Raw genomic sequence first — 21,570 nt, forward strand, 5'->3', positions numbered from 1 at the left:
ATGTTGTATACAAACAATTTTGAAAACCTGACAAAAAATGATGATGATTCAATCATTTTGGTATATCTGACAATTAGCACCCTTACCGAAAGACAAGTATTTGAATCCTTGTTCTTTAATTGAAGATATCCAAATAAATTGATCGTCTCTACCTCGATAGAATAAATCTATAGATTTCTGTAACTACCACTCTTTCCTTTTATAAGCATCAAATTACTGATTAAATTCAATATGGATTAGATAATTCATTATTGATTGTGTCTAAAGATATGTACATTGGAGCCCCTGTATTGTCACCTATACCTCTAGAAGAATTTGAAACGAATCCATTCGGAGAATTAAAGACACTCCACATTAGTTAATGTGATACAATTTTCTTGTGGTGAATGTCGTCAACAATTGGATTGATTCCTGTATAATCCATTTTTTTTAGATCCAATCGAGGATGGATAGAGTAACACAATATCTGTAAAGGTATTATAATAATGAGAATTTATATAATGAAAAGATTGGCCATGAGAGGCTGGTCTATATCTGGTGAGGATAGACTGATAGAACAAATCTATTGAAAAATCATATAAAGATCTCTAAGATTTCTGCCCATCAGAAGGAAGATGGCTTTCAGTAAATTTTTTCCACATGATAAATACCAAGTCTGTTGCATCTGCCAATTTATGGATTTCATGGATAAGTTTATTTCTTGAGAATCCATCGAAGTAAATGAAATTAGCTAGATTAATGGATTCTAATTTCTCAAAACTAGGATATATTTCCGTCGAAACTTCCATTTGCATTAGATGGACTTTTAACTCATTCAAGAATTTGGATTTATTGGGAGATAATTCATAGATGATTTTAATGTCTGGAGGTAGTGGGAGAGTATTTTGAATAGTTATCCGGTCTACTGATTTTTCTAACCCTAAATAAATTTCCTTCCCGCTGGAGAGAATTATTTTATAAGCCAATTGAAAATTGGCATCGCTAAATTCAGAAAGTTTCCATTTTTCTGCTATTAACCATTCACGAATTTTACTAAACTACTTCCTCCCGAGTAAACAATATCCATCAATGTTTATGAAAATACGATATAAATTTTCATGTCATCATTATCGTCTGGCCATTTAAGGGAATTTGGAATCTCAAACTATTGATAGGCAATTATTCTGGGATTATTCCTTGTCATACTATCTATTCTGGTATGGGAAGTAAATAGACTGATACACTATATGCGTGTATTCCGTTAGGCATTCTAGCTACTCTTGGAAATAGCGATGCTTCACCAGATCTTGAATGACAAATACATTTCGAAATTGGGTTGTCTTCAAGTCTATGTATTCTTATACTAACTGCCCTATTTTATACATCTCCGTGTTATTCATTTACAATTAGCAATTCGATAAAAGATCACAAAAACCGATACTTGTTTTAGGAAATACATTAAATCAAAGAGTGCGTGGACAGTATGTTAAAGCATTTCCTGTTGTTCCTTAGAGACGTACACCAGCAGAATACCAATTTCCATGAGTTGCTTCTGTAAACAATACTATAACTTCTTCTTTACTTACGTTTAATATTTTAACTACATCCGCCGTAATTGCTTCTGCCAATCTGTCTTTTTCTCTTTGACTTTTCCCACTATACATTTGTACACTAACTATAGGCATGATAATCATTCATTACGGACACTATTAAGATTTCAACAAAATAGATTCTTAATTAGTTATCACCGGTAGAATATTCTTATAGTTAATCATATTTTGAAACCATAACCCAACTTCCTGTAGTTTTATCTAGTTGAAAATCGCTCTTTAATAACTTTATTATGAAATCCTACCAACCTAGGTAGGTTACAAATCAAACAAAAACTGTAAAATATTAAGCCTCTAAACATTGAGAATCTGTGATTATTATGGAAAAGCAGGGAAAGGGAAACAATAACACCAACAACAATGAATAGCGAAACATGAACTATCCCAATCAGTTTAGATCGATTATGCATTGGTGACAACAAAACTCACCTATCGCTTGGAGCGAAATGTGTGATGAATATATTACTTATGTTACATCCATGACTGAAATATACCAAGAATACATTAAACGCTCAGAAAAAATGAGAGTTGTATAGAGAATTGGTCTTAAATACTGAAATAATGAGTGACCTGTATGAGTCTGTTAAGAGTACCGAATGACTGACCAATCATTGGTTAAATAAATTTCCTAATTCTCCATCTTCAAAGGAACAAAGAAAAGAAAAACAGGTTAATAGACTAAAAGATAAAAAATGACTATGATTAGAAATTATTTACAAGTAAACTTGAAAATATATACGTTATCCTCATGATTTTACCAAACCCCTACAATGAGAAACTTAATCCCCCGTACCATCTTTTTTATTGTATCCGAGGAGGTATGCAATGACAAGGTCATTACTCATACGAGTAGCTTTATCGTAACTTAGAACTCCTCTCATTCTCGGAGAGAATAAAACTCAAAATTACCGGTTAACTTATATCAACTTTGTTAACAACATATAGATATGCCAATAGATCCAGAATTTCCAAAAAATCACAAAGCAGTAGGAAAACATTCAACTTCAGATGGAGATTATACTCATCTGGTTTGGGGTCCAGGAAGGGCAGATGCAGAATCCTCTACCAACAAGGATGTTCAAGATGCATACAAATCAAGAGGAGAAGAATATGTCCCCTTGGGGGTACATGGAACTTTTGTAGCGGTAGACTGGGATTCTTGTATTTCTGACGGAGCATGTATAGAGGCTTGTCCTGTTCAAGTATATCAGTGGTATAGATCAGAACAGGATGTTCCCGCAATAGAAATGGTGAATGCAATAAGTGAAGGGACCGGAGATGATAATAATAGAGAAGGCAGAAGAGATTATACTGACAAACCAGATCCCATCAGGGAAAAAGCGTGTATTTGGTGTATGGCATGTGTAACAGTGTGTCCTACTCAATCAATTAAGGTCGACGAGGGTAATTTATCAGTTCATGAAGAAATATTAAAATCATTTGATTAAACACTGAGATAATAATTCTAAGTTATATCGACTATGAAAAAGTCTTTTTTATTATAAGCCATGAAAATTTTTCACGCGTTACTGTCTCTTAATGATAATTTAGTGGAAGAGAACAACAGTTATTGATGATAATTCAATTAGTATAACTTCATGGCATGGCTGAAACTGTGTAAGGAAACTATATTAAATAAATCACTGAGTCTATTCTATCCTTTTACCTTTCTCAATTTATCCAAATCAACTAATCCTTAATTCATCAATCATAAATCAGATTACCTCAAAAAAATCATAACATATCTTGATCTATCTAGATTTTATCCTCTTACAAAGTGTCTATTTCATTTGATGTCGTGTAAATAGGAGATCAGATGTTAGATTCGCAGTAACTGCAATATCGCTTGTCTTTCTTCTTTTGGTTTTGACAAGGATTTGTTCAATAATTTTGTTATCATGTTGAATATGCTGTTTTGCTGTTTTTTTTGGATTCTGATCTTTTTTATATTGTTCTACATTACAATTTCAGATTTTCTTGGCAATATCATGTTTACTTAATTTCCATTACAGTACTACCGATGCGATCTGTATTTTGCTGTTTTAGAGGAATTTTAATAACAAAGAGATTTCTACTATAGGCATGATTGCAGAAATAGTTTCTGTTACGTTGATTGATTTATTTTCCCTTTTAAATATTTTCGGAGACGATCTATTAAGATCCACTATTGCTCTATTTGTTGTAATCAATCCAATCGGTACTATCCCCTTATTTGCAAGCATTACTCAAAAAATGCAAAAAAAAGAACGGAATACGGTACTAAAAACAACCGTTATTACTGCAGGTGCTTTATTGATGATCTTTGCAGCTGTAGGAACACAAATTCTGTCAATCTTTGGGATTACTATTTCTAGCTTTATGATTGCAGGCGGAATATTGCTATTTGTAGTCTCAATAGAATTGTTAACACATGGTGGTTGGAGTTTTGGTGGAACTGTTTCTGATGAATCGGGAGTAGTTCCATTGGCATTTCCTTTGTTGGCAGGGCCCGGCGCCATTACTGCTGTAATACTTTCCTATCAGACTGCGGGATTGGTCGTAACGATGCTATCAATCGTGATTGTGATAGGAATCACCTATCTTGTATTTTATTTAACTGGGACAATCTACAAAATACTGGGTAGGAGGGGTTCTCTAATCGTTACTAGGATATTTGCAGTTCTAGTTGCAGCAATCGCTGTCCAATATATAGTAGACGGTTTAAAAACAATTTAAACTCAATAAATAAAAGTTATTGAATTGATAAGGTTATTGACAACGAGGTTTGTTAAGTAATTAGAGAATAGTAGATCGAATCGAGGATTTAGAGGCATATTTGTTTGTGTGTTTGTATTTTGAATTCTTATAGCCCGTTTTATCTTTTCTAATTATCCCATAGAATAAAACAAACTTTCGATAAAATCAAATGATGGGGATGATAAAAGAATGGAAAAAAGAATGATTGACCAATGCCGATAAGTATTTTCAATCATTTCATTTAAATTTGGGTCATATCATATAGTAAATGGGTCGTCTTACAGAACGATATCATTACTAGAACTACCAAATTCGCTACTAATTGATAGTAACGAAATAAGTTATAATCAAGTAAATTTGTGTACTAAATTCATGTTTTTGAAAAGGAAACAAGCGGGTTTGTGTCCAGTTGCTATGGATATTTGTCATCATTTCTTTGACTGCAATAAATAATAGTCATGGCAGGACATAATGGAGATAAAGACCATTTCCAAGGAGATTAACAAATTATGATTTCTTTTATTAATGATTATTCTCATTTCAAACGCCAAAAAGATACCCAATACTAAGAAAAACAATCCTTTTGAGCTCACTTTGAGCTCATTATGAGAGTATAAGATAATAACATACTTTTACTCTCTTTATCTAGTAATGAAAATACTTCCGCATGTTATGAGAAATATTAATGAATTTAACATACCCGCTGGAAATTCCCATGGCTATGAAATATTGTATTTTGGTGTAAATCTCATACTTATGTTTAAGTATAGGCTTTCTTTTGACATAAAAGTACAGAATTCAGCTAAGGAAATAGAAATTCTAATCCTTGGCAGAAATGATATTCCAGCATGGAAAGAAAATAAGGATAATTCTGAAATTAAACCATATTATAACAAGAATGGTCTGAAAATTAATGATGTATTTAAACCTACTATAAGCGATGCATATGCATTTGTAATAAATAATCGAAAGTCTTCCATTAGTCATGAAGTAAAAACTGTTGAGGTTATTTTGACTCATAATTGGAAGCAGGAGGTCAAGGAGTCTCAATTGAAAGAACATATCAAAACACAAGGCTAGGATTTTTTGGATAAACAATTGATGAAGACTACCTTTCCAATATGAAAAATCGCAAACTAAAGCATATCCGGAACTGGTTGAATATGTTTATCAATAGCACTATAAGGAGATGATCCGTGCTAAAGTTAACATCCTGAACTTTTGGATAAATGAATAAATGGATAAATACTCTCGTAACATCTCTTGTCCTATGTCAAACCATAACCTTACATTTCTAGCAATATTTGGAGTTCTGTTATTAGTTGCAGCAGCCGTATCATCATCTCTACTACTAATGCCTGCTGCGAAGATTGTATCAGCCACTACAACGCCTTCTGGAGCAAATGAAACTGATAGCAGCAACAATATGACTGGAGCAACGTTCCTGTTTATCCAGAGTGCTCAATCCGGCTCTTTATCCGAAGTAAATGCTACAACTTCTACACTAGAGTTAAACGATGTATCTAATAAGACAATAATGTTTTCAGACAGACCTGACAGAATAGTATCAGCTACTAACACAACCGATTTTATCGGCAATTGGAGTATAGGGACAAACAGTTTTGATATAGATCCACCTAATGCCGTCCTAGTTTTAGATGATGAACAACAGAAACAAGAGTTAGCCGTGATTGAACTCTTTAATCCAGTGTATGATTCTGAAGCAAACACATTAAGATATGATATAGTTTCAGAAAATGGAACATCTATTGATGGTCTACCAGGTGAATTCGGACAATACACTTTGGTGATTGACAATGCTGGCGGAGATAGCAACACCGCCACTACAGAGGGCGATAGCAACACCCCCCATGCTGGCGGAGATAGCAACACCGCCACTACAGAGGGCGATAGCAACACCCCCCATGCTGGCGGAGATAGCAACACCGCCACTACAGAGGGCGATAGCAACACCGCCACCGCCCGCGGGAACTAAGTCTAAATGAAGCTGTCGGTTGCAGCTTCGAATTCTGTTACATTTAACCTTGGCGACATGGATTAATCCGTAGTATTAGTGACAATGTAGTGAGTACGTTAGCAGAGGAAAGTTAATGGTAATATCTAGGCAGGATGATAGAGAGCATCGTCGCTTGCGATATTCAATAGTTAATGCATATCATTACATCAGGGCCCTGCAATAATGCCGTCGAACCCGCAGACTCATGAGGATATCCTCATGATTTCTACCGAACCCGCTACTAATTATAGAAACGAAATAATTAGAGTCACTGTTCGATCAAGAATCTATCTTAATTAATTTTACTCTGGTACTGAATTTATTATCTTAGTGATGATGAGGAAGGTGAGAAACCAGAGGATGATCGATCAGAGGATGATGAAGGTGGGAAGTGGCCACTTTGTAATCCAAATCTATTTAAATCACTATATTTCACAGAACCTATTTGAATAGGATGATGAAGTCGTTATTACCTTTAACTTTGTTGATAGTCTCCACTGTAGGCGTTTTATCCCATTTTGACACCGATTTATTTGCACAGATTCCTGTCATTACAACCTGTGATCCTAATGCTCAAACACTTAAGAAAGGTAACACAGGTGAGATTGTTGTTACACTACAAAATCTATTAGTAGAAAAAGGGTATATAGATAGAGGTTATGTAGATGGAGATTTTGGACCCGGTACAGATACAGCAGTTAAACAATTTCAAACAGATAATAGTTTGACTGCGGATGGAATCGTTGGTCCTACTACATGGCAAGTATTATGTTCAACCGCAGTACCACTTTCTGATGAAACACCAGAAATGATTAGATGTCTTGATGGTAGTGAAGGTACTTCATGTCCGACAGAAACTTCTCCGCATCATCAGCCAAGTGTTAATAGACAGATTACCGTACCTTTGGATACAGCCGATTCAATTTATAGCGCTAATAAAACTGTGTTTTTGGGTTCAAAAAATATATCATTAACTCCTTATCTAGTGACAGAGGAACATTCCTCTGACCACGGAATCCTAAAAGGTGTAGGGAATGTTACTAATAATCAGACTTATATAAGCACTCACCTATCAGATGAATTAATCCAGAGTACAGGTAATGGAACAATCAAGACTCGGGATGGAGAAAGTATTGCTTGGATTACTTCTGCTATAGGCAGACCGGCTGATGATGGTAATTGGGTTTTCCATGAAATAATATTATTCAACAATACGCAAAGCCAATCATTGGCTCTTCTAAATAATAGCATCGGTTTAGTCAAGTCTACTGTTGGCAATGAACCAGATTACATCTGGCTTCTAGAGTAGAGATCTTTTTCGTTGTCTAGCTTGATTATATCTATTGATAATCCGTCTCGTGGAGAGATATCCGCACTCTCCCTTCGGATTCGAAGTCTCCAATCCATATTGCATTAATTAAAGTAAAACAAATCAAATTAAGCAAACCCTTATACCATACGGGACTTAATCCCACCGAACCAGCACCCTATTTTAGTAACAATATTTCCAGTTCTATATTCGTGACCATGATCGGATTAGTTGGCTTTCTTGTAACCGCATCCGGTTCATTAGCATATGGACAATCGCATATCCCACATGTATTTGATCCCGTTGATCCAATTGATATGAAAAGAATGACATCAGGAATTATGTCATCCATCCAATACAAACAAGGGGTTTTAGCTATACCAATAAAGTGTACTACATCAGCTGAAATAATTGATTCAATAGTAAATATGGCAATTCTGAGCAGTGGAACTAACAGTAATACTCATACCAATACAACGAAGGCTGTTAAAGAATTGACAACAGGGCAGGTTGGCATAAGTGACAACATGACCGGACAAGTATTCGATGATGCCATGAATACAATAGTTTGTATTCCTTATATGACAAATGAAATGAGTAATATGGGATTAGCACAAGATAATGTCACAAATATGCAAAATGGAACGTTTATACCGTAACAAACTGATCAATTGACTAATCGATCCACCCAACCTTAATTTTATCTTCAATACTACAAACATCAATATTAAAACTTTTAGCAATAATGGGCTCCTATCTATGATTAGATAGTACATGTATCCTAATATTGTTAATCTGACATGATTGAACCCTTATACCATACGGGATTTAATCCCTCGGAACATGTTTTGAGGTAATCCAAAGATGACGCGGTCAAAAAAATTTGTGCCGCAAGATATATGTCAAACAACAGAATAGCAAATCATGCAAGCAAAATGTCAGACATATATCTGAATGAGGTCACTTCCGTAATATGTAGGAATATAAAACCCGGGCATGAGAAAGATTACGACAATTGGCTTAAGCGTTATTTGGCACTTCAGAGGAGCGCGCCGGGATATCGTAGCATTACAATAATCATTCCTGGTGGGGGTAAATCATCTTATCGATATATAATCCGCAAATTTGATAACAAAGCGGATATGGAAAAATGGGACAATTCTAAAGAAACATTAAAACTAATAGACGAAGCAAACAAATACTCTACCCGGCATTACGAGACATCAACCGGTTTGGAAACTTGGTTTACACTTCCAGGTTTGAAAACCCTTAGCCAATCTCCACCACCAAAATGGAAAATGGCTATTGTTATCTTCTTTGCAGCCTATGTTATTAGCATTGCGTCACGAAATCTCTTGAGTCCATTTATCGGAGAATGGTCCCTCTTTGCAAACACTGCAATTTTTAGTGCAATACTGGTAGTTTTGCTTACCTATTTTGCACTGCCTATTTTGAGTCGTGTGTTCAGACGTTGGTTATATCCCGGAAACATCTAGCATCAAAAAGTGATGAGTAAACTTGCTTTATTTGACGAAACGAAACATGATCAATGTAGATAAACATTTGCAATATCTTCTAATTAGACCATACGATACTAGTTCAACAAGTATTATTTGAAAAACATTGGAATGCTATATGGCCTTACAACCTTATACAAGAACTAATTAATTCATTTAAATAGTAATTGTGGTTCAAATTTGTTTCACATACCATCGAAGAACTTCACAAATTTCTAAAAATCGTTTATTTGAGGATTATGCCTCGCAGTATGACTATTACTAAATCCTTGGATCCACTAATGACAATTGTTAAACACCAGTTCTATTTATGTCGGACGAAAAAAGGCATGATATGTAAAAAATATTTCTCACGGGCATTAATAGGTCATCAAGATAGATTACTGTCAAAAAATCATATATTTTAAAAACATATCGGTAGTTTAATAACTCACATCCTTGGAAGCACCAATCAAATATTCATAGATTTTTTTATTAGAATTTTCAATTTTAATTCAAAATTTTTATTAATTTGTTAAATCTAATATTTAAAATTCAAAAAATTTTAATATGATGTTATTGTGAAATTTTTAATGAAAACTAAACTCATTGCCACAATCGTAATAATTACAATAATGGCCGGCTTTGTGTCTCTTGTCACTCAAATATCGCAAGAGGCCTCTGCTACTGCTATTTTTTGTCCTAACAAAGGTTCGAAACAACAGGGTGCTGCAGTATGCAGCGATGGGGACTGCAAGAGAATATTTACACCGAGTGGAAAAATAAATACAAATGGTAAATGCTAGAGCTCAATTAAAAAAAACTCATATAATGATTAATCATTATATGAACAATCACTTTTTATTGCATTACGAGACTAATCCCATTGAAATGGATTAATTGTTGTTATAATTGGTATTCATATCTTTTGTGTTATTATCTTGGAAGATTATAATTCTGTTCTTTAATCCTCAATAGTTCGCATGAAATAAACTAATCAGTAAAATAGTTGCAACGTTTTCTAATCTTGACGATAGGGTGATTGGAAGCGAAAAAAGTTCAATGCATTACCCACTGAGAATTTAAATTCCAATAATGAATGACCGGGTCCCTCCTCTAAAGATTTTCCAAGTCTTTAGACACTGACACCATTGAAAATAAATATCATAAAAATTATCAGTTTACGCACAAAAAAATCCAATTTTTACATCAAATTTGTATTACATACATTTCGGTTAATTCCCAATTCTTTTGATTTTCTGATATTTTTGACTGTGGCTTTTGTAGGTCCCAAAGAAACCGCTATAAGCCCTGGTCTATAAAAAAGATGAATTGTCCATTCACATACCATAATGTCTAACAAGAACATTTTTCACTTTGATATATTTTGTAATAGCATTTCTTTTTGTTTATCGTTTTCCATTATACTATTATTGGTTATTGCATAATTGCTGGATGATACAACAGAATTGCCATTATTTGGTTGAATTAACAGAACTGCCCAATTGTTGGAAAGAGCTTTGACTGGATAGTACGAGACTAGCATTTCCGTGCCGTTAACTATTTCTTTAACGGTGCCTGACTTCCCATTAATGGCATTTTTGAATCCCTGCAAATTGGCAAATGATTCGTTTCGGTTAGATGATTGTATGTCTGAGTCAGCAACCACCTTGCCAAGATTGTCAACATATACAATGCGTTCATTATTGGTCAGATTCAATGATTGAAGGCTTTTGTTAAATTCACTCATATCCAAGCCACCAGCCCATATTCCTGTTAATGAACCTTTTACCTCTGAATAGATAGGTACTGCCATCACGGCCTGATTCTGGCCAGAGGATGCAGATACTATTACATTACCCAGGAAAGTATCATTATTAGTTATCACTCCCTTGTAGTAATCCCTGAACGCAAAATTAGATTTGGAGAGATTCTGCTGAAGAGCATATGGTTCCTCAATATATATATCACCATTCGGCATCAAAAAGAACACCAACTGAAACTCTCCATATTTTTCCAAAATGTCTTTTGCTACTTGTCTTTTAGGGATATCCGCGTTTTGGGGGATTCCTTTTTGCTGTCCTATTGTTTCCTCAAGCATGTTTACAGAGGTTACATTTTTAACTTCTGGCAACATACCAGTGAGTTCAAGTATTGCCGCAGCTTTTTCAAGTCGGTTCTCCATGTTTTGTGCTAAAAGTTTAACATAATTATGGGCTTGATATGCATTGTTTTCAAAAATTGTTGTGTTATTGTTATTTCCATTCATTGCAGGAGGAATCTGTGCACTAGAAGGTGTTTGTGTTCCTAAAGATATTGCTAAAATGAGTAAAGTCAAACCCGTGATTCCATAGATTACTTTTTTAGTTACAATGTTTTTGTTTTGCATAGATGATCTCCTATACACAAGGACGATGTTATAGAAAGGTCTTTCTTTTACATGAAGGCTGATTTAATTATATATCCCATGTAACCCATAAAGCGTTTTGTCTTTATCTGGATATTGGTTGATTATTTGACTACTATGAATTGTAATTGATTAAATAAAATACCTATTTTAAATTAAATGGATTTCCATTTACAGGGAGTTGGCGATGAAGGCTTAACCGAATACCGTTATGGTTGCTCTATCCGATTCACTTTTTAATAAATCCTCATTTCTAACATCCAATTCAAAAACAAAATGGGCATTCCTTATATAATGTGGCCTTAAACTGTTATTGATGAATGATCGATTCTTCAGCCTTTACCTATACTTGCAATAGTGTTATTATCTTCATTATTGATTCCTACTGATTCTCTACATACAGCATATTCAAAGAATCTGACCAATCCTACGGATGATGCAATAAGGGGTTCCATTACTAGCACCAATAACAATGGCACCTCAGCCGATCCAGCATGAATACTGGGTGGCGCATTCAAGTTCTCTAACATCAATTCAACTACAGTGTCACCTGCATTCAACTCAACATTTTACATTGCTTTGTCGCCTAACTCAACATATTTAGCTGGAATGAACAGATTGATTATTTGTGATAGACTGGCCCTCTTACAATCGCTCATTAGTTCAACGCGGTGAGATCCTCTTCTCGTATGATTTCCTTGATGGTTGGGGTTCAGAGATAGAGAATATGAATATAAACAAAAAGGGTAAACCATTTGTATTTCCAGATTCTTTCATCTTGGCCATTGGTTACATTCGCTATTTATTTCACCTACCATACAGACAAACCCAAGGTATAATTAAGGCCACAGGAAAAAGGTTACCTGCTAATCCACCAAGTTATGGTCACATCTGTAAACGAATCAACAAGCTAAACATCGATATTAAAAGAGACAAGATGGATGACGATGATGACCTAATAATATCAATAGACAGTACAGGTATCAAGATTACTAACAGAGGTCAGTGGATGGATGAGAAATGGAATACACAAAATAGAAAAGGATATCTCAAGATCCACGTTGCTGTAGACATAAAGACCAGGAAAATCATTGCTTTGGAAGTGACAGATGAGAAGGTACATGATGGGAAAATGCTAAAGAAACTAGTCAATCATGTTTTGGATTCGAGAGAACCAAACACTGTAAAGATAAAATCGGTACTAGCTGATGGAGCCTATGATTCAAATCCAAACTTTGTGTATCTTGAGGACAAAAAGATCAATCCAGGTATAAAGGTAAGAAGGAACTCTATTGTTTCTCCTAAAAACAATAGGTTAAGGAACAACGAAGTAAAGTTACAAGCAAAGGATCTGTTGAAATGGAAGACAAAAAGAAAATACGGACAGAGATGGATATCTGAAACTGTGTTCTCAGCTATAAAGAGAATGTTTGGTGAATACACATCAGCAAACAGGTTTCAAAACATGGTAAAGGGGATCATGATAAAAGTATCATTGTATAACATTTTTAGAAGAATATAACATGATGATCATGATGATAACCGGAGAATAAGGAATTATGCAACAAAGCATTTTACATGGTAAAAGTTGACGGTACTGCAAACCATACTCATTCGATTTATGATTTTAAATTAGCCGGGCAACCAGCAGTAGACAACACCATTAACTCCACATTGTATAATGACACATCAACTGTGACTATGAGAGAAGGACTGGCAAAGAATGTTCCAACGGAAATTAATATTTTGGGTGACTATGCAATTAGTATAAAATTGGATGGGTCTGTAATAGATAACCATTTTGGAAGCGAGCCAATATTTGGCACTCAGCATAAGAAATTGTGCCTATCCGCTATTTACTATTTAGACACATTTGATCTGTGTTGAACAGTCTTCCTAGTACCAATAGAATCTTTGATCCAACGCGATTTTGTTTTCTTTTCCTTTATTTTTTAAAACCACTTTTAATCAAATAAAACTTAACCCGAAAGACGGCTTTTCATAATGCAATACGAATATGAGAGGTTTCTGCAGTTTTAGGGATTAGTATTTTGTCCTTCCGTGGAACAGACATAAAACATGATATGGTGCATCATTATAGATTAATCAAAAATTACTTGATACACATGATTTCTTGAATGAAATATCAACTATATTAAAGCGTAGAGAAAAGATTTGAGTATTGATCAACGGGCTAGATGGCGATTTTGCTAACAAACTTAACTTTATTAACAATATAAAGTTTGGTGATACGATTGATTACAAGGAGTCTATCCAACTAAATGGTTAGATGAGTTAATGGTTTTATGCGATGGTAAGTTAGTTTTTCAAATTACTCCTGATGGCCATTCCAATCATACTGCGTATTAGTCTACGGAAGATTCTGATAGTGCAGTTCAACGGATCCTATTTGAAAGTATTGAAATGAAGTTAAGTGTCTGGAAATCACAAATAATTAAAGTTATTTGTTTTTAGATTACTCATAGATCTGTTAATATTTCAATCGAACCCGCACAGTATACGGGGCTTATTCTATGTGGTCTAGTCCTTTGGAAAGTAGTAACCTGTGTGTCATTAGGCAAAATTAGTCTTGAGGATTAAAGGGTCGATTTTTATTTATATATTGATAACCGCCCCCTAATCCATTTAATTCATCTCTAGGATTGGTTAAGGACATTAACCGCCTAATAGATATCAAGATAAATCTTGAGGGGAAACCAAAATTCTCAACCAAAAGAGAAACCAATTAGTAAATAACAGAAGGAGTATGAATCAATATAGATTGTTATTACAAGATGTTAAAAGATAAATCAAACTTTTGTCGGATTGATATTTATCTCAGTACACAAATGAATTCATAGTTGAATGATAGCAAAGATGCGGTCAAAGAGATTTGGAGTTTAGGAGATTGGAGAAGCAGGGGTCAATTTATTCCACCAGTATCAGCCAGTTTGACAAGACTTGCAAATTTACAAGCAAGCGATTCCGTTCTAGATGTAGCCTGCGGATTTGGTAACACTGCGATAACTGCTAGGATGCTGGGCGCAAAAGTAACTGGGATTGATATTACTCCAAAGCTTTTAACATTGGCTAAAGAAGAAGAAAAAATTGCTGGAATTAGTGGAATAGAATGGAAAGAAGGCGATGCAGAAAACCTTCCATATGAAGATGAATCCTTTGATGTTGTATTGTCAACCTTTGGTCATATTTTTGCGCCAAATCAAGAATTAGCAGGCAAGGAAATGATTCGAGTATTAAAGAAAGGCGGTCGTTTGGGTTTTACAAGTTGGCCACCTGAATTAGCTGTAGGAAAACTGTCTGAAGTTGTTTCTAAATATAACCCGTTACCTCATAATGAAGCATTTTCACCTTATAATTGGGGAGTGCCAGAAAAGATAAAGCAACTTTTGCCAGGCACTATTGACATATTCTTTGAAAGAGGTACTATTAATGTTCCAATTTTAAGTCCCAACCACTACTGGCAAGATACGATTACCAAAGCTGGCTTTATGATTCAAGTTATAAACACCTTAAAGAAACAACAAGATTATGGGAGAATTGAATTATTTAGAAAAGACTACATCAAGACTTTGAAACAATACATTACGGATAATATATTGAGAATGGGGTACCTAATTACAGTAGCAACTAAATGATATTTCTTTCCTTCATAGTATATGGTTGGCTAAATAATGCTATATAACGCAATACCTTATACTGTCAACATAGGTTAGAACATATCTTACTTTGCATCGTTCAGGCTTGATACTTCACCTAAGTTGGTCTGAAAAGGCTAGTCGGGGTGAAATTATTCATAAATTGACTCATTTTTTCCCATTCTCATTTGATATTGTCTCATCTATTGCCCTTTTTAACAAGGAAAGTTTTATTGGTTTTTGCTGTATTCTATCAATTCATTTTTCACATTAATCCCAAATTTTCCTCCGAAAGAGCAGTCATTAATAAAATGACCATTAAATTAGTTGAAAATGGAAAATGGAAATCTCAAGACACGATTTATTTAGTGTACAGTGATAGTTATCAAGAGACTCGCTGAAGAGGTTTAGAATCAATCATTCGCCAACTATATCAAATATGCACTGGAGATAAGAATTCAAGCAGACTTAGACGATTTTGTAACTATATGAGAATCATTTGAGTCTGCTGAGAAATTGATGGAGTGGATTTAAGGAAAATACTGAGATACAGTATGATCATTTTTAAAACAGCAATCTACAATAATTTATTTGAAGAAGAGGGGAATCAAAGAGAATGGTGACAGAGAAGAAACACTATGAAAATATAGAATTAGGCATAACATTTGATTATCCATCAAATTGGGTCGAGATAACTGACGAGAGCATAAAGAATTCTGGTGCAGATGTGTTGATGCACAGCGATTCGGTAATTTTTGGGTTTAAAAGAGTGAATGTAAAAATAAACTCCGAGGGTCCAATTGAAATGGCTATTGAAAAAGTATTAAAGGATACAATTTACTTAGGAGAGACAGTACTCGAAGAATCAAAGTTAGATAAATATCCTATTAGAAATGGCCGCTCGGGAACTGTAATCGTAAAGCGATGGTACGATGATGAAAATATAGTTATACATGAAAGAACGTTTATCATAAATGACAAAAAAGATCTTTGTTTTATAACCTTATTTGAACAGGATCAACAAAATACCAAAAGCATAGATTCTGTGAATGTTCAGAATCAAGTAGAAGAAATATTTGAATCGTTTAGGTTTTTGTAGCAATTCACTAGAAATAGTTATTTGATAAATTCAAATGAGATTGAAAAAGATGCAGCATTCCCAAACTCCAATCCATCTGATGTTCTTCAATTTTATAACATAAAAGGTTGCATTAATTGATTTATTTGTTTTACTAGTAAAATAATTATTGATTTGGTTAATTACTTGAGTCAAATTTGTTTCACAGACCACCTAATAAGATACTATTTATAGTAACTATCTTGGAAGGGTTAAGATATAGGGTAATTCTTAAATTTCATCTTTTTAAAACAAATGTTTTTCTGTTTTCGTCTTCAAAACCGAGATCCTAGGAATAGTGACCCTTGCTTATTTTGACAGTAAAGGTCAGATAAACGATCTTTGGAATCTGTTATGGTATATTCTTTTTTGCGCAGGAGTCACAGTATTTTTCTAAAATGGTAGCTCCATCTGCAGTGAATATTACTTCTTGAGTAGCTGTGTTACTGCAACTTACACAGTATTTTGTCTTTCCGCTAACATCAACGTATGCCCTTATTGACGAAAATTTCTTATAAGAAGAGGGCAAAGACATTATCATAGGATTAGAATTATTTTCACTTGTCATATGCTATATATACATTTCGCATCTATTAAGTATGTCATGACGCATATCGTTGATGGGCCACTCTAATCGTTACTACGAACGTAAATACAGAGGTTTCAACTGGTTCTAAACAATAATGCACAAATATTAATCAGCATAATAATAAAAATGGAAATCATATTACTTTTTGGACAACTATTTCTAAATACCTAGTCAATTGAATAAGATCTACCTATTAGAATCAACGCGATACCAAATAGATGACGTTTTGAAACTTGTTTCATTGTGAGTTACGTGAGAGCACATCATGAATTTTATTCTAAAGTGAGAATCGGTACAAAAGAGTATGAATCTTTTGAGACTAGCAGGAATCTGAGAATAGAAGAGATTGAAATATCAAACTTGGAAATAACGGACAGACTAGTTTTATACTAAAAGAAAATAACAAGTGAGAAAAGATAAAGATAAAGATAAAGATATAGTTTCTAAATGTAGTACCCAATATTATAAGGTATGCTATGCATGTACATTCAGAGAAAATTTTGGATTCATTGTTAAAAAATACCCTAAAACGTCCCATTCCCTATCTCATTGGTGGTACCATAACTGGAACATTTATTGCATATTATTATGGTTTTCTATTTTCCATAATAGTAAATACCATTATTTGGTTTGTAATATCAACCACTGTAAACAAATACTACTGGCATTACACTGGTTTTAGAGCTAAGAGGAGTCTTATTTCTATCTACCTCCTACATAGAAAAGATACAAAAACTAAATCAATAATTTAAATGGTTACAGCAGCATGGAGGAAAACTCCCATGTGATATCGACCAATAGTATTACTAATTCTATTCCTGACAAATTAGGAGTCAATAATCTAACTAATATTAAAAGTCCTTTTAAATAATGTTAGGATGAGCCGAAGGTATCAGATCTTCAATAGGGAAAAAAATGGTCATAGTTGACTGTGCACAACTACAGAAAGTAACCGATCCACCTTAATTAGATCTAAATGTACTAATACAAAGTCGCAGTATTGATTCTCCGAGTGAAAATTCTAAATGATTCCGCAGACTTGAAGTCTCTTCCTCATCAAGGGGGATAGTTTTTACTACTTTCTCATATATTTGAAATTATTTTTAATATTAAGTTTGCAATATTATGGAATTAATCAACAATTTTTAAATATCTCGTAACTATTATCCATAATTATGAATATATGCAATAAGCCTAAATTTTTAGTTAATTCCAAAGACAAAATAATTAATGGTAAAAGAAGAAAAAGTTCAAAAAGCTATAATCTGCTAAATCCTTGTATCAGAATCTTCTATGAGACCAAGCATACATCCAAAAGACTTGAGAATATTTTGAAAAAGAAGTTAAACCAAAAGGACAATACCCATGTAATGCAAAAAATAATCAAGTTAGATTTTACTACAAATGAAATAACAAATATTAACTTGTTAAAATTAGATGAATAATAAGATAACTTTGTATATTAAGACCATAGTTATGCTTGCTTTTATCATGTTTGGAGTGTTTGTCATTTTCTCTTCTAGTATATATCCAATAAGTGCCGACAATACGAAAAAATTAGAAAAATCAATATCAGCACCCTCACAAAACCATCCCGCATCAGAATTTGAAAAAAAACTGAAAATAGCTTTCCTGACGGATGGCTTATTTAGTGATGCAGGGTGGGGAGCATTCGGATACAACGCAGCACAGGCATTAGAGGGAAAATATTCCTATATGGTTGATTATAAAGAGAACGTACCAATTCCAAAAATAGAAGAAACATTAAGAGATTATGCCAATTCAGGCTATGACATAATAATATCTCATGGCTTTGAGTGGGGAAAACCCGCAGTTAAGGTAGGTAAAGATTATCCCGAAACAAAGTTTGTAATTTTTACAGGACTTGTTAACTCTAGTAATGTGGCTTCTATCTATCCGATGCAACAAGAAGGAACATATGTATTGGGCGCACTCGCAGCAACAATGTCAAAAACAGGGATAATCGGTTTTGTGGGTGGAGAAAGGTATCCTAACCTGATTAATATTTATGAAGGATATAAACAAGGCGCACAGGATGTTAATCCTGCCGTGAAGATACTTGTTACTTATTTAGATGATTGGGATAATTCCACCAAAGGAAAAAAAGCGGCCATTTCTCAAATAGACAGGGGGGCAGATTTTTTATTACAAGTGGCTGATACCTCTGGCCACGGTGTTATTGAAGCTGCTAAAGAAAGAGGAATATACGCCTTTGGTGCAATCTCTGACCAAAATAAACTAGCTCCTAATACTGTACTTACATCCTTTGTATTAGATGCCGAAAAGGCCTTTGATCGAATTATTACTCTAGTTAAAACCAGTAATTTCAGTGGGCAAATATTTAAACCGGGGCTAGAAGCAGAAAAGGGTGCATCAGGGGATGGAATTGTGTATATAGCACCATTCCATAGCCTTGAACATACGGTTTCAGATAATGTTAAGTTAAGGCTTGAAAAGTTAAAAGAAGATATCATCAACGGTAATATCAAAGTACCTGAGAGATATTCAAATAACATTGGAAACTATCTTAATAACACGGGGTAAGTTCTTTGACAAATATCTTTTTTTTAATCCTTCTAAAAACATTCAAACAGTGAAGCAAATTGGGGAAGGGTTTTCTATTTGTCAGAAGAAAAAAAATAGCTATTGTTTCGATTATACTCTTAATTGCTGGATCTTATTCTTTATTATTCTTCCAACAAAATATTTCGGAACAAAATATTAGAGACAGCCTTTTTCTAGCACATAAAAATAATCAGATCGAAATTACAAAAGCTCTGTCAGAGCATGTTAGTGCCGATCTTCAATTGGTAGCAGCGATTCTTCAAGGATTATCTGATTCTATTTATTTACAACAGGGAGAATTATATGGTGACAGAGTTGGTAACCTAGTGGGAGAACGATTTAATCAAATTAACAACATTACTAAAATCGATGGGCTTTTTGTTGCAGATAACAATAACATAATAACGCATAACAAGGTATCAGAAGGACAAAGAAGTTTTGTCAACATAGATATTTCACTCCGAGATTACGTTAATGAAACAAGGAGTACTTTAAATCCTGTATTTTCAAATGGCTTTAAAGGTATTGATGGCACTCATAAAATAGCATTAACCTCTCCAATAATAAATAGAGACAATGGAGAATATATCGGAATGGTTGGAGTAGAAATACCATCTGTAGATTTCTTTGCACGATATGGAAATGTATATAACATCGATTCAAGATTTTTGGTATCTTATGATCGAGATTCAAATTATATATCCACTCCTAGAACAAACTTTTTAGGCATGAGCTTGTTTAGTGATGAAGTTCAACGCTTTTTCAATCATAACGATATCCAAAACAAATATTATCAAGATGTTTTTAATGGTCGACTATTTGGCGGTTTTGCAGTATATGATTTTGGAACCGGAGAAAGATTAAATACTGGACATCCTGTTTCTGTTGATGGAAAATCCAAATATTTTGTTTTCTTAATTACACCAACTGCATCGGTTTACTCTGATATTGATAAAACTTTACTTGAAGAGAGATCAAAGTTTTACATGCTGATTGCGGGAATCACTACTGCAATTGTAATTTTGGTTCTATTTTTGATAAAATTGAATAGTATATTGAATGAACAAATCAATAGAAGAACAAAAGATTTAGAAGAGTCGAACAAGCGTCTTAACATAGCCAACGAACAACTTAATATTAATGACACAATGCAGAAAGAATTTATCAATATAGCTGCCCACGAGTTGAGGACACCTACACAGGCGATCTCAGGGAATCTGGAATTAATCAAAATGACTTATATTCCTTCTATTTTCGAAACGTCGTTAATAGGCCGTGTTGACATCAGAAAAGAATTAGAGAGACTAGCCAAAGATGAAGATAGGTTGCATGATTTTGCATATGGACTTGTATCAACTTATAGAAACGCACAAAGACTTGAGAAATTGGTTAACGATATTTTGGATACTTCACGAATAGAAGGTAATCGCCTGGAGTTGCATAAAGAATCCTTCGATATGAACGAAGAAATACAAAATGTAATTAAAGATATTCACAATAGAAATAGTCTTAGTTCACTTCATGGTAACTCTTCTGATCCAATTGATATAGTTTTTGAACCACAAGAATATCCAGTTATCGTTTCTGCAGATAAAGTAAGGATTTTTGAAGCTCTTTCAAATCTAATAAATAATGCAATAAAATTTTCAAATAACAAACCAATCACTATCTCAGCTAAAAGGCTTCAAAAAAATGAAATTGGTTCTATAAAAAGTAATCATAGTGCTGAATCAATGGACCGCGAGAATATAAGAGATAATACCGATGAAGAGGTGGTGATGGTATCAATTAAGGATAGTGGAATAGGCATAGACTCTGAAATTTTACCAAGGTTGTTTACAAAGTTTGCTACGAAATCATATCAAGGAACTGGACTAGGATTGTATATAGTGAAAAATATAATTGAAACACACGGAGGACAGATATGGGCTGAAAATAATAAAGATGGAAAAGGGGCTACATTCTACTTCACATTGCCGTTAACGAAATGATCATAATATGCCTTATTGCCAATTTTCTATATCTATCGTTTTTATTTTATTTCATTTAGATGTATTATGGAAACCAA

Annotated in this window: 20 protein-coding genes; 15 read left to right on the forward strand and 5 right to left on the reverse strand. The window is 33.9% G+C overall.

Going from position 1 to position 21,570, the window contains the following annotated elements; translation table 11 throughout:
• Window positions 1–587 precede the first annotated feature (587 nt).
• Window positions 588–1,028, reverse strand: coding sequence for a DUF2299 family protein (locus tag NMY3_RS06800; RefSeq protein WP_196818492.1), 441 nt, complete (start codon window positions 1,026–1,028; stop codon window positions 588–590).
• A 459-nt stretch (window positions 1,029–1,487) separates the two neighbouring features.
• A complete protein-coding gene (locus NMY3_RS06805) occupies window positions 1,488–1,664 on the reverse strand; it encodes a tautomerase family protein (RefSeq protein ID WP_196818157.1) in 177 nt (58 codons plus the stop codon).
• Window positions 1,665–2,536: 872 nt separating this feature from the next.
• Between NMY3_RS06805 and NMY3_RS06810 the strand changes: the two genes are divergently transcribed.
• The 8 genes from NMY3_RS06810 (at window position 2,537) to NMY3_RS06845 (ending at window position 9,953) form a co-directional block, all read left to right on the forward strand.
• On the forward strand, window positions 2,537–3,037 hold the full coding sequence (locus NMY3_RS06810; protein ID WP_196818158.1) for a 4Fe-4S dicluster domain-containing protein: 501 nt from the start codon (window positions 2,537–2,539) through the stop codon (window positions 3,035–3,037).
• 634 nt (window positions 3,038–3,671) lie between these two features.
• Entirely contained in the window at window positions 3,672–4,304 is a 633-nt protein-coding gene (locus NMY3_RS06815) for a MarC family protein (protein ID WP_196818159.1), read from the forward strand.
• A 672-nt stretch (window positions 4,305–4,976) separates the two neighbouring features.
• Window positions 4,977–5,405, forward strand: a complete 429-nt coding sequence (locus tag NMY3_RS06820) for a hypothetical protein (protein WP_231100372.1) — start codon at window positions 4,977–4,979, stop codon at window positions 5,403–5,405.
• A gap of 190 nt (window positions 5,406–5,595) precedes the next feature.
• Window positions 5,596–6,321, forward strand: a complete 726-nt coding sequence (locus NMY3_RS06825) for a hypothetical protein (protein WP_196818160.1) — start codon at window positions 5,596–5,598, stop codon at window positions 6,319–6,321.
• Window positions 6,322–6,799: 478 nt separating this feature from the next.
• Entirely contained in the window at window positions 6,800–7,651 is an 852-nt protein-coding gene (locus NMY3_RS16970) for a peptidoglycan-binding domain-containing protein (protein ID WP_196818161.1), read from the forward strand.
• A gap of 218 nt (window positions 7,652–7,869) precedes the next feature.
• Window positions 7,870–8,310, forward strand: coding sequence for a hypothetical protein (locus tag NMY3_RS06835; protein ID WP_196818162.1), 441 nt, complete (start codon window positions 7,870–7,872; stop codon window positions 8,308–8,310).
• Between the two features lie 240 nt (window positions 8,311–8,550).
• Entirely contained in the window at window positions 8,551–9,147 is a 597-nt protein-coding gene (locus NMY3_RS06840; protein WP_196818163.1) for a hypothetical protein, read from the forward strand.
• Between the two features lie 593 nt (window positions 9,148–9,740).
• Window positions 9,741–9,953, forward strand: coding sequence for a hypothetical protein (locus NMY3_RS06845; protein WP_196818164.1), 213 nt, complete (start codon window positions 9,741–9,743; stop codon window positions 9,951–9,953).
• A gap of 566 nt (window positions 9,954–10,519) precedes the next feature.
• Here NMY3_RS06845 and NMY3_RS06850 read toward each other — a convergent pair.
• Together NMY3_RS06850 and NMY3_RS06855 are read right to left on the reverse strand one after the other, a co-directional pair.
• Entirely contained in the window at window positions 10,520–11,536 is a 1,017-nt protein-coding gene (locus tag NMY3_RS06850) for a cache domain-containing protein (protein WP_196818165.1), read from the reverse strand.
• 350 nt (window positions 11,537–11,886) lie between these two features.
• A complete protein-coding gene (locus NMY3_RS06855) occupies window positions 11,887–12,072 on the reverse strand; it encodes a hypothetical protein (protein ID WP_196818166.1) in 186 nt (61 codons plus the stop codon).
• Between the two features lie 110 nt (window positions 12,073–12,182).
• Between NMY3_RS06855 and NMY3_RS06860 the strand changes: the two genes are divergently transcribed.
• From NMY3_RS06860 to NMY3_RS06875, 4 genes are all read left to right on the forward strand, one after another.
• Window positions 12,183–13,076 carry an IS5-like element ISThar1 family transposase gene (locus NMY3_RS06860; protein WP_196818167.1) on the forward strand — a complete coding sequence of 298 codons (894 nt, stop codon included), beginning with the start codon at window positions 12,183–12,185 and terminating at the stop codon, window positions 13,074–13,076.
• 56 nt (window positions 13,077–13,132) lie between these two features.
• On the forward strand, window positions 13,133–13,441 hold the full coding sequence (locus NMY3_RS06865) for a hypothetical protein (RefSeq protein ID WP_196818168.1): 309 nt from the start codon (window positions 13,133–13,135) through the stop codon (window positions 13,439–13,441).
• A gap of 974 nt (window positions 13,442–14,415) precedes the next feature.
• Window positions 14,416–15,210, forward strand: coding sequence for a class I SAM-dependent methyltransferase (locus tag NMY3_RS06870; RefSeq protein ID WP_196818169.1), 795 nt, complete (start codon window positions 14,416–14,418; stop codon window positions 15,208–15,210).
• 616 nt (window positions 15,211–15,826) lie between these two features.
• Window positions 15,827–16,309: a hypothetical protein gene (locus tag NMY3_RS06875; protein WP_196818170.1), complete on the forward strand. Its 483-nt coding sequence runs from the start codon at window positions 15,827–15,829 to the stop codon at window positions 16,307–16,309.
• A gap of 370 nt (window positions 16,310–16,679) precedes the next feature.
• Here the strand turns inward: NMY3_RS06875 and NMY3_RS06880 are convergent, their stop codons facing one another.
• Complete coding sequence (locus NMY3_RS06880) at window positions 16,680–16,895, reverse strand: hypothetical protein (protein ID WP_196818621.1); 216 nt, start codon at window positions 16,893–16,895, stop codon at window positions 16,680–16,682.
• A gap of 1,196 nt (window positions 16,896–18,091) precedes the next feature.
• Here NMY3_RS06880 and NMY3_RS06890 point away from each other — a divergent pair.
• From NMY3_RS06890 to NMY3_RS06900, 3 genes are read left to right on the forward strand one after another with little or no spacing between them, the layout of a single operon-like run.
• The gene (locus NMY3_RS06890) at window positions 18,092–18,361 is read left to right on the forward strand and encodes a hypothetical protein (protein WP_196818172.1); all 270 of its coding nucleotides are present in this window, start codon (window positions 18,092–18,094) and stop codon (window positions 18,359–18,361) included.
• Window positions 18,354–19,481, forward strand: a complete 1,128-nt coding sequence (locus NMY3_RS06895) for a BMP family lipoprotein (protein WP_196818173.1) — start codon at window positions 18,354–18,356, stop codon at window positions 19,479–19,481. The genes NMY3_RS06890 and NMY3_RS06895 overlap by 8 nt, the downstream gene beginning before the upstream one ends.
• A gap of 59 nt (window positions 19,482–19,540) precedes the next feature.
• Entirely contained in the window at window positions 19,541–21,493 is a 1,953-nt protein-coding gene (locus tag NMY3_RS06900) for an ATP-binding protein (protein WP_196818174.1), read from the forward strand.
• Window positions 21,494–21,570: the final 77 nt, after the last annotated feature.

Source organism: Candidatus Nitrosocosmicus oleophilus (genome assembly GCF_000802205.1).
In the GTDB taxonomy this organism is placed as follows: domain Archaea; phylum Thermoproteota; class Nitrososphaeria; order Nitrososphaerales; family Nitrososphaeraceae; genus Nitrosocosmicus; species Nitrosocosmicus oleophilus.

Bases quoted from the DNA above. Each gene is read 5' to 3' on its own strand.
- NMY3_RS06805 (WP_196818157.1), bottom strand. From the start codon at position 1,664: ATGCCTATAGTTAGTGTACAAATGTATAGTGGGAAAAGTCAAAGAGAA.
- NMY3_RS06810 (WP_196818158.1), top strand. From the start codon at position 2,537: ATGCCAATAGATCCAGAATTTCCAAAAAATCACAAAGCAGTAGGAAAA.
- NMY3_RS06815 (WP_196818159.1), top strand. From the start codon at position 3,672: ATGATTGCAGAAATAGTTTCTGTTACGTTGATTGATTTATTTTCCCTT.
- NMY3_RS06820 (WP_231100372.1), top strand. From the start codon at position 4,977: ATGAAAATACTTCCGCATGTTATGAGAAATATTAATGAATTTAACATA.
- NMY3_RS06825 (WP_196818160.1), top strand. From the start codon at position 5,596: ATGTCAAACCATAACCTTACATTTCTAGCAATATTTGGAGTTCTGTTA.
- NMY3_RS16970 (WP_196818161.1), top strand. From the start codon at position 6,800: ATGAAGTCGTTATTACCTTTAACTTTGTTGATAGTCTCCACTGTAGGC.
- NMY3_RS06835 (WP_196818162.1), top strand. From the start codon at position 7,870: ATGATCGGATTAGTTGGCTTTCTTGTAACCGCATCCGGTTCATTAGCA.
- NMY3_RS06840 (WP_196818163.1), top strand. From the start codon at position 8,551: ATGTCAAACAACAGAATAGCAAATCATGCAAGCAAAATGTCAGACATA.
- NMY3_RS06845 (WP_196818164.1), top strand. From the start codon at position 9,741: ATGAAAACTAAACTCATTGCCACAATCGTAATAATTACAATAATGGCC.
- NMY3_RS06850 (WP_196818165.1), bottom strand. From the start codon at position 11,536: ATGCAAAACAAAAACATTGTAACTAAAAAAGTAATCTATGGAATCACG.
- NMY3_RS06865 (WP_196818168.1), top strand. From the start codon at position 13,133: ATGGTAAAAGTTGACGGTACTGCAAACCATACTCATTCGATTTATGAT.
- NMY3_RS06875 (WP_196818170.1), top strand. From the start codon at position 15,827: ATGGTGACAGAGAAGAAACACTATGAAAATATAGAATTAGGCATAACA.
- NMY3_RS06880 (WP_196818621.1), bottom strand. From the start codon at position 16,895: ATGACAAGTGAAAATAATTCTAATCCTATGATAATGTCTTTGCCCTCT.
- NMY3_RS06890 (WP_196818172.1), top strand. From the start codon at position 18,092: ATGAATATATGCAATAAGCCTAAATTTTTAGTTAATTCCAAAGACAAA.
- NMY3_RS06895 (WP_196818173.1), top strand. From the start codon at position 18,354: ATGAATAATAAGATAACTTTGTATATTAAGACCATAGTTATGCTTGCT.